Annotated in this window: 9 protein-coding genes; all 9 read left to right on the top strand. The window is 69.0% G+C overall.

Translation table 11 applies throughout. From position 1 onward, the window contains the following. Window positions 1–267: 267 nt before the first annotated feature. The 9 genes from AB0I88_RS40555 (at window position 268) to AB0I88_RS40595 (ending at window position 8,259) form a co-directional block, all read left to right on the top strand. On the top strand, window positions 268–765 hold the full coding sequence (locus AB0I88_RS40555) for a hypothetical protein (RefSeq protein ID WP_361037510.1): 498 nt from the start codon (window positions 268–270) through the stop codon (window positions 763–765). Between the two features lie 2 nt (window positions 766–767). Continuing rightward, window positions 768–1,613, top strand: a complete 846-nt coding sequence (locus AB0I88_RS40560; protein ID WP_361037511.1) for a DNA methyltransferase — start codon at window positions 768–770, stop codon at window positions 1,611–1,613. Window positions 1,614–2,111: 498 nt separating this feature from the next. Next, complete coding sequence (locus AB0I88_RS40565; RefSeq protein ID WP_361037513.1) at window positions 2,112–2,573, top strand: hypothetical protein; 462 nt, start codon at window positions 2,112–2,114, stop codon at window positions 2,571–2,573. After that, the gene (locus AB0I88_RS40570; RefSeq protein ID WP_361037515.1) at window positions 2,566–3,141 is read left to right on the top strand and encodes a hypothetical protein; all 576 of its coding nucleotides are present in this window, start codon (window positions 2,566–2,568) and stop codon (window positions 3,139–3,141) included. Before AB0I88_RS40565 ends, AB0I88_RS40570 begins: the two co-directional genes overlap by 8 nt. A gap of 266 nt (window positions 3,142–3,407) precedes the next feature. After that, window positions 3,408–4,439, top strand: coding sequence for an ArdC-like ssDNA-binding domain-containing protein (locus AB0I88_RS40575; protein ID WP_361037517.1), 1,032 nt, complete (start codon window positions 3,408–3,410; stop codon window positions 4,437–4,439). Next, complete coding sequence (locus AB0I88_RS40580) at window positions 4,436–5,362, top strand: DNA-processing protein DprA (RefSeq protein ID WP_361037519.1); 927 nt, start codon at window positions 4,436–4,438, stop codon at window positions 5,360–5,362. Before AB0I88_RS40575 ends, AB0I88_RS40580 begins: the two co-directional genes overlap by 4 nt. Before the next feature lie 133 nt (window positions 5,363–5,495). Then, on the top strand, window positions 5,496–6,194 hold the full coding sequence (locus tag AB0I88_RS40585) for a GGDEF domain-containing protein (RefSeq protein ID WP_361037521.1): 699 nt from the start codon (window positions 5,496–5,498) through the stop codon (window positions 6,192–6,194). Continuing rightward, a complete protein-coding gene (locus AB0I88_RS40590; protein ID WP_361037523.1) occupies window positions 6,191–7,471 on the top strand; it encodes a hypothetical protein in 1,281 nt (426 codons plus the stop codon). Before AB0I88_RS40585 ends, AB0I88_RS40590 begins: the two co-directional genes overlap by 4 nt. Window positions 7,472–7,902: 431 nt before the next feature. After that, a complete protein-coding gene (locus AB0I88_RS40595) occupies window positions 7,903–8,259 on the top strand; it encodes a hypothetical protein (protein ID WP_361037525.1) in 357 nt (118 codons plus the stop codon). Window positions 8,260–8,267 lie beyond the last annotated feature (8 nt).

Genomic DNA, 8,267 nt, shown 5'->3' on the forward strand with positions numbered 1-8,267 from the left:
CCCTCCCCACAACAGGCCGGGGCAACCGTAGTGAGACAAACCGCCGGGTCGGAGCAACTTCATTGCGACACGCGCAAGTTCACTGAGACGGGACACTAGCCGTTGACGGGTGCTGTCAGGTCGGGGGCGGGTTCGATCGGCCTGACAGTCGCGTACTGGGGATCGTCAGTACGCCGCGCCGGTCCGGGGGCCTATCCGCCTATGGCCGACGCACACCGCCGTCCGGCACCGGATCCCGTGGGGGAGACGGTGCCCGGCGACCCGCCCGTGCCCATCACCGTGTGGCCGGTGCCCGCCCCGCGCCGGGGCGACACCATGTCCACCGCGATGGGCGTACGCCTGGTCCACAACCTCACCCACCCGTGCGACCTGGTCGTCGACCTGGCCAGGGGGCCGCACCTGGCCCGCGCGATCATCAACGCTCACCGCCGCAGCCATCTGCAGGACGCCCGTGTCGTCGGCTGGGGTGCCGAGGCGGCGGCCCTGATCGTCACCGGCTGGCCGGCCGACGAGACCGGCAGCCCTGTCGGGTTCTTCGGCCGCTGCCGCGACCGTTTGCTGCCGGGCGGTTGTGTGGCGGTGCTGCTGCCGCACCGCGATCTCGTGGCGCCGGTCGACGTGGTCATCGCCGCGAAGCAGGCAGGGCTGGCCTATCTGCAGCACGTCGTCGGTTCCGACCGCACACCCCGGCCCGGTTCGGCCGCCCAGCTCGACATCCACACCGACGTGCTGATCTTCACCCGCAGCACCGGCGAAGGGAGGTAGTGATGCCGCACGACATGCTACCGATCACCTCGGTCTGGCTGACCTGCCAGCAGCCCGCCCGCGACCAACGACGGGGCCGGTACGTCCCGGAGACCTCCAGCCATCCCGGCAAGATGCTGCCACACCTGGCCGCGCACGCGATCAACTCGTTCACCGCTCCCGGGGATCTGGTGTTCGACCCGATGTGCGGGTCCGGCACCACCCTGGTCGAGGCCATGCACCTCGGCCGCCGGGCCATCGGCGTCGACATCGAGCCCCGGTTCACCCGGCTGGCGGCCGCCAACATCGACCTGGCCGTACGCCAGGGCGCCGCCGGCACCGCGACGGTGTTCACCGGCGACGCCACCGACCTGCTCAGCCTGGTACCCGCGGCCGCGGTCGGCCGGGTCGGGCTTGTGCTCACCTCACCGCCCTACGGCCGGGGAACCCACGGCCTGGTCCGGGCAACCGGTGCGAGGGTCACCAAACGCGACCATCTGTACGGCGACCGGCGGCAGGGCAACCTCGCCTACGCCGGATGGACACGGCTGCTCGACGGTTTCACCCAGATCCTGACCGCCTGCCACCGGCTGTTGCGGCCCGGCGGCATCGTGGTGATCACGTGCCGTCCGGTCCGCCGTCACCGCGACGACCTGATCGACCTGCCCGGCGAACTGCTCACCGCCGCACGCGCGGCCAGCCTGGAGCCGGTGCAACGGTGCGCGGCGATGCTCGCCGCCGTCCGCGAAGGCCAGATCGTGCACCGGGCCAACATGTTCGGTCTCATCGCGGTACGCCGCTCCCGCGCCGCCGGGATCCCGGTGCACCTGGTCGCCCACGAGGACGTCCTCGTACTACGGCGCCGCTGAAACTCCGCGAGTTCCGCGAACCCAAGTGCCCTCACGGGGAACTGGAGGCCTCGGGAGCTTCACCTTCGCGTGTCGGTAAAAGTCCGCTGGTTCCGGCGAACCCGAGCGTTCAACGGAGATGACACGACGGCTCGGCGCTGTCAGGTTTCGCCAGGTCGGCGAACCTGACAGCCCGGCACCAACCCGGGTGAGTCTCGATACGCTGGACGTTCCCTCTTTATCTGTGCCTTCGGCTGCGAACCTTGCCGTGACGGCATCGTGCCCACCCGTTTTCTCGGGTCGGCCGCCGCTACCCGGTTCGAAACAGCCAGGCACCCCACCCACCAGCCCGCTGTGGCCGACCTGGTTCGTGCCGTTCAGCACGTTGAGCAGACGCACCCTGTGACGCTTGCTCGGCACCACCCCCTGGCCGTAGCCCGGCCACCGCGCCATCCGCGCACCTCCGGGCACGGCCATTTTGGCGTGCCCGGATTCCGACCAAACGCATGGAGGAATCGGATGCACCACCTCAATCAGCGTGTCCCCGAGCATGGGGATCTGCTGCAACCGCGGCTCATCGAGGTCTACCACAACCTGGACAGCGGTTTCGCGCCGTACGAGCCGTGCCACACCCTCACCGAGGTCATCTCCACCTGGCGGCGGCTGCCCGCGGACGTCAGCCCGGAACAGATCGGCGACTGGGCGTTCTACGTGTTCAACGGCGAACTCTCCCAGCTCGGGGCCAGCCGTGCGATGCCCGGCGGCGAGGAGGACTTCCTCATCGCCGGGGTCTACCGGCTGCTACGGCGACGTTCACTGTCGACCGGGGACGTCGTCGCCGTCACCGCCCACAGCAACACCACCTGGCTCGCCTGCGAACCGGTCGGCTGGCGGCGTATCGACACACCGCCACGGCGTACCGGGGAACCGCTCAGCCCGGCCACCTTCCAACGGCTGCTGTGGGGTGGCAACGATGCGTGACCACCCCTGCCACCGGCACCGGCCCGGCCGGCACACCAGCGACTGCCTCACCGCAGCGTGCGGATTCTGCGGCACCGGCCGAGCCCAGGCTGCTTCGGGCGAGTGCCGGGCCTGCCTGCGCCTGGTGTGCGGGGCCTGCGACGGCGGCTTCCTGCCGGACCTCGGCCCTCTCTGCGGCCCGTGCACACCACCGCCCCGCACCACGGTCGTGCTCGACGATCCCGAATCCATGGACGGGTTCGAGTCGAACCGGCTGTGTGTGTTCGAGTTCGACCTGTCCTGCGGGCACATCGTCACCGCGGTCCGGACCGGCTGGTACCCGGTGTCGGTGGCCTGTTGTTCCCGGCTCGGCGGCACCATCCGGCAGGGCGACTACGTCCCCTACGCCTCCGACGTCGACTACGTCCGCGTCCTCGTCGAGAACTACGAGCTACGGCCGCGAGGCACGCTGCATCCAACCTTGGAGATCATCGGGCGGCGGCCTCGGACCGACGAGCCCAGCTCACCGTCGTTCTTCGACGACGGCGGTAGTGCCGGGCGGTTCCCCGCTCGGGTAGGCGCGGTCTGAAGTTTTGACGGCTCGATCGCCGTCGCCGAGACCGACTGAACCTCACCGGCACAACACGGGGCACTGAAGGGCGCTTTCGCCCGAAGGCAGCGTCCCATCCGATCCATAGAGCCGCACCGCTGACGGCTCGCTGAACGATCACCGCTGCCGCGGTGGTCGTCACACCGCGTTCGCGCGGTCCCCACCCGTTCACCGACGGGCAGGCTGGGACCGCGTGGTCCCAGCCTGCTCACCGCCGTACGGCGGAGAACAGGAGAGACCAGCCCATGGTCACCACCACCGGCGCCACGGACACCGACCAGGACCACGACGAGTTCCTGCAACGGATCAAAACCGACTTCGACGCCCGGCTCGCCGCGCTGGCGTCCGAACCGGCCCGCTGGGTCCAGTTCATCGAACAGGTCGCCGTGTTCGGCGCCCACTACAGCCTCAGCAACCAACTGCTGCTGATGATGCAGGCCGAGGACCGCGGCATCACCCCACGCTTCTTCCTGCCGTTCGGCAACCGGGCGGGCACCACCGGCTGGAAACGCCACGGCCGCACCGTCCGCAAAGGCGAGCAGGCGTTCAAGGTGTGGGCGCCGGTCCGGCGCCGGCCGACCGAGGACCAGGCCCGTCAGTGGGAGGCCGAGGGCCGTACCGTGCGCCGGGAGCCGTCCGGGCGCCCGGCGGTGCAGGTCGTCGGGTTCGGGTTGATGCCGACGTTCGAGTTGTCGCAGACCGACGGCGAGCCGTTCGACGTCCCCACCGTCAGCCGACGCCGCCGGACCATGATGTCAGCCGCCGGGCTGCCCCAGTTGCTGTCCGGCGACGACCCGACCGGCGCGTTCGACGACCTGGTCACGCTCATCGAAGCCGAAGGCTACGCCTTCGACCTGGCCGCACCGGGCAGCCGATACCTCGGCCAGGCTAACGGTGTCACCGTCGCAGGCAACGTCATGCGCGTACGCGTCCGCGACGACGTCAGCCCCGCCCAGCAGGTCAAGACCACCGTGCACGAACTGGCGCACATCCGTTGTGGCCACCTCACCGACCACCGGCCCGGCGAGGACCTGCACCGCGGCCGGGCGGAAACCGAAGCCGAAAGCATCGCGCACATCGTCTGCGCGGCCCTCGGCCTGGACACCGCCGCCTACAGCGACGCCTACGTACTCGGCTGGGCCGACGGCGACCTGACCCTGGTCGCCGCATGCGCCACCACCGTGCTCGCCGTCGCCAAACGCATCCTCACCGAACTCGCCCCGCAAGCCCCGGAAACCACCGATGGGTCCGCACTCCTGGCGGGAGACCTGGCGTGATCACCGAACTGGAACGGATCCGCGCGGCCCGGGCCGCCCTGGCCCACCTGACAACCCTGGCCCCGGCCTGTGCCGAGGCGCTGCACGCGCTGACCGTCTACTACGGCCCGGCCGACGCCCTCGACAAGCTCGTCTCCCCGAAAACCTCGCAGGAGCTGCGCGACGAGTGCGCCGGCGCCATGACCATCAAACAACTACACACCCAGATCCGTACGGTCGACAACGCCACCCAGGCCTCCGGTGCCCGCGTGCTGATCCCCGAAGACAAGAACTGGCCGCAACGCCTCGACGACCTCACCCAGGTCACCTACTGCGCCGCCTCCGCAGCGGCGATGTGCCTGTGGGTCCGCGGCACCGACGAACCCATTACGGCCCGTACCGTCGCGGTCTGCGGCAGCCGTGCCGCCACCCCCTACGGCACCACCATCGCCGCCGACCTGACCCGCGACCTGGCCGCCGCCGGATGGACCACCGCGACCACCAGCGGCTACGGCATCTCCGCAGCCGCCATCCGCGGCGCACTCACCACCGAGGCCCGTGTCGTCGTGGTCCTGGCCGGCGGCATCGACATCCCCCACCCACACAACCTGCGCGGCCTACTCACCCAGGTCACCGGCAACCACGGACTCCTGGCCACCGCCTACCCACCCGGCACCACCCCCACCCGGGCCAGGGCCACCACCGCCACCCGGCTGCTCGCCGGCATGACCAGCGGCACCGTCCTGGTCGAAGCAGCCCACGCCAGCACGTCACTCGCCGCGATCGAGGAAGCGGTTCTGCTCGGCCGGCACGCGATGGTCATGCCCGGCCCGGTCACCTCCGCCACATCCACCGGCGCACACCAGGCACTCCGCGACCACCGCGCCGCCCGCCTGGTCACCAGCGGCAGCGACGTGCTCACCGAACTGGCGCACATCCGCTAGCTCCCCATAGCAACGACGGCCCGCCGAAAGGCGGGCCGTCGTTGCATCCACAACCCCGGACGCCGCGCCTCGACAACGTCTGCGTCCCGGGTCTCCAACGCATTGGAGGAACCCAGTGTTCACCACACCTGCCGTGATCGCCACCGTTGTGGCGATCACGGGCGGAGCCGCCCTCGGCTCCCTGACGACCTACCTGGCCATGCGGCACGGCATCAACCGGCTACGCGCCGCGCTGTCCGACGCCGTCTGGCGACTGACGCACGATCCACTCACCGACCTGCACAACCGCCTGGGTCTGCGCGTCGCGCATCAGGCCACCACCGCCTCAGGTGATCCCGGCCGGATCATCGTCCTGCTGATCGACCTCGACCTGTTCAAACAGGTCAACGACGCCCACGGCCACGACGCGGGAGACGAGCTTCTCCGGGCAGCCGCCGACCGGATCGGGCAACTCGCCGCCCTCTACGGCGGGCACGCCGCCAGGCTGTCCGGCGACGAGTTCGCCGCCGTCATTCCCCTGGGCCGACACGAGCCCGCCAGGCTGGCCGAACACTTCATCGTCCTCATCGCCGAACCGGTCACCGTCACCGGCGACGACGGGCCGGTCACCGTCACGATCACCGCCAGCCTCGGCGTCAACATCGCCGCCGGCACCGATCTGCTGGAAGGTGTCGCCCTGCATCACGCCGACCTCGCCATGTATCAGGCCAAGCAGCAGGGCGGGAACCGGTACGTCTTCCACCAGCCCGGCATGACGATGCCGGACCACCGGCCTCGGCGAGGTCCGCGCCTACGCGACCGGCGCCGTACCCAGAACGGGGACGGCGCATGAACCTCACAACCCTGACGGCTTGCGCCACCTGCAACCACGCACTCACCGAGCACCGGCACGGCAACAGCATCAGCTTCCGTCATCCGGTCGCCGACCATGAACACGAGGTCGTACCGGTGCCCGCCGCTCGTCTTCCGCAGGTCTTCAACCGGTGCCACACCTGCTCCGGCGAACTGCCCGTCTGGAACTACCGGACCGGCCTCATCCAGATCATGACGCTGGACGCGGATGTCATCGAGACCTACAACAGCCACTGGCACGTCTGCTACCCGTGTGCCCAGCACATCGAGGCCGACGACGTCGACGCCCTCACCGACCGGTGCGCCTCCGTCATGCGATGGCGCCACGGCAGCACCGAATACACACAACTGAACCTGCTGCACCGCGGCATCGTCCTCGGCCGCGAAGGACGAACCCTGCTCACCACGACACAATGGCCGGCTACCCGGCTCGCCGCCGAAATGCTGCCGAAGACCCGCGACCGGCTCACCGGACTGCTCCGCAGCGCGGCGGACCTCCCCCCGGCCATCAACGACCGCGACGCCCGACAGCGGCTGGCGAACCAGCTCGACCTGGCACCGATGTACTGGATCAACGAAGAGTTCACCGAGCTGGTCGAGGCCGTCAGCGATGATCAACCGCCCGCCAGGATCTCCGAGGAACTCATGCCCACACCATCCGGTCTGATCGCCTGGCCGAGATCCATCGGGCCCGGACAGCTCGCAGCCGTCTCATGGACACCCCAACTCGACGGGTGGCAGCTCATCGGCTACCGCACAATCGGCACCGCCCTGCCCGAACACCTCATGCCCGCCCTGCGACATGAGATCGGCTGGCTGCTGCCCGCCCACGCCGAACACGTACCCCGACGTGCCTCGATCGACGGCAACCATCCCCTCGGGCCACTCATCACGACCTGGCTACTGATCAACCAGCAGATGGCCGAGGCGCTCCCGGCGAAACTCCCCAAGGGCACGACCAGGGCGTACCAGCGCAGCAACCGTCGGTTGCCCGACGTGCGGATCGTCCGGATCAAGCCCCGCAGCAGCACACCGGGATCCAGATCGACCAAATCGGATGCCGCCGGGTGCCGAGCGAAACCCGATCACCGATTCTGGGTCTCCGGCCACGAACGCCAGCAGGCCTGGGGGCCCGGCCGAACGCTACGCAAGCCGATCGACATCCAACCATTCCTCAAGGGCGAGGAAGGACTGCCCATCAAATTGAGTACGACGGTCCGCGTACTCGGCAACAGGTCGGCAGGCAGCGACTCCTGACCCCGGGCAGAGTCGAGGGTGGCGGGCGCATCCCGTCCGCCACCCTCGATCTCGCGACTCTCATCGTCTGTGCCGACTTCGTGCGCAACATGAGCGAGCAGTGAACCCGCGGCTCGTCATCGGCGTGTACCACCTCGAGGAGCCACAACAGCGCCGATCGGAGTCCGCCTTCCGCCTTCCGCACCGGCTTGTTCGGCTCTGCGAGGTCGGATGCCCTGGCCTCTTCGTGCTTCGGAGGTAGTCAGGTGCCAAGGGCAACAACGGTGACGAGTCGGGGGCTGTAACACGGCCCGGTAGCCTCGGTTCATGATCAACAAGTCTCGGCTCGTGACTTACGGCTACACGCGAGATCAATGACCTACATGCTTCGATCGCTAGCGCTTGGCACGTGACTAGCTAGGGGGAGGAGCGAGAATCCCGAGGAGATCGACGTGTCCGATGGCATCATCTACGACACCAACTTCTACGCCGCGCTCGAAGCCGAGGTGAACGCGTTCCGCAAGGCCCTGACGAAGCGCTGGCGCAACGAGGTAGCGACCGCCATTCGCGAGCACGGCGAATTCAAGACCGCGTTCCGCCGCTACCAGACTCCCTACGACGGGGACCTCTGGGACTACTGGGATCCGATCAGCCAGGTCCACCTCACCTATGGCTCCTGCGAAGTGCTCACCTGGGCGACAGGCGACCAGCAGAGCGGCGTGCCCCCTCCCTGTCACGCTGATGTGAGACAGCCCGTCTACCAGGGGATACTCTTCCTGGACGGCCCTGAGGAGAGCACATCAGCATGACGTCGAAG

This window comes from Actinoplanes sp. NPDC049802, from assembly GCF_040656595.1.
Classification (GTDB): Bacteria; Actinomycetota; Actinomycetes; order Mycobacteriales; family Micromonosporaceae; genus Actinoplanes.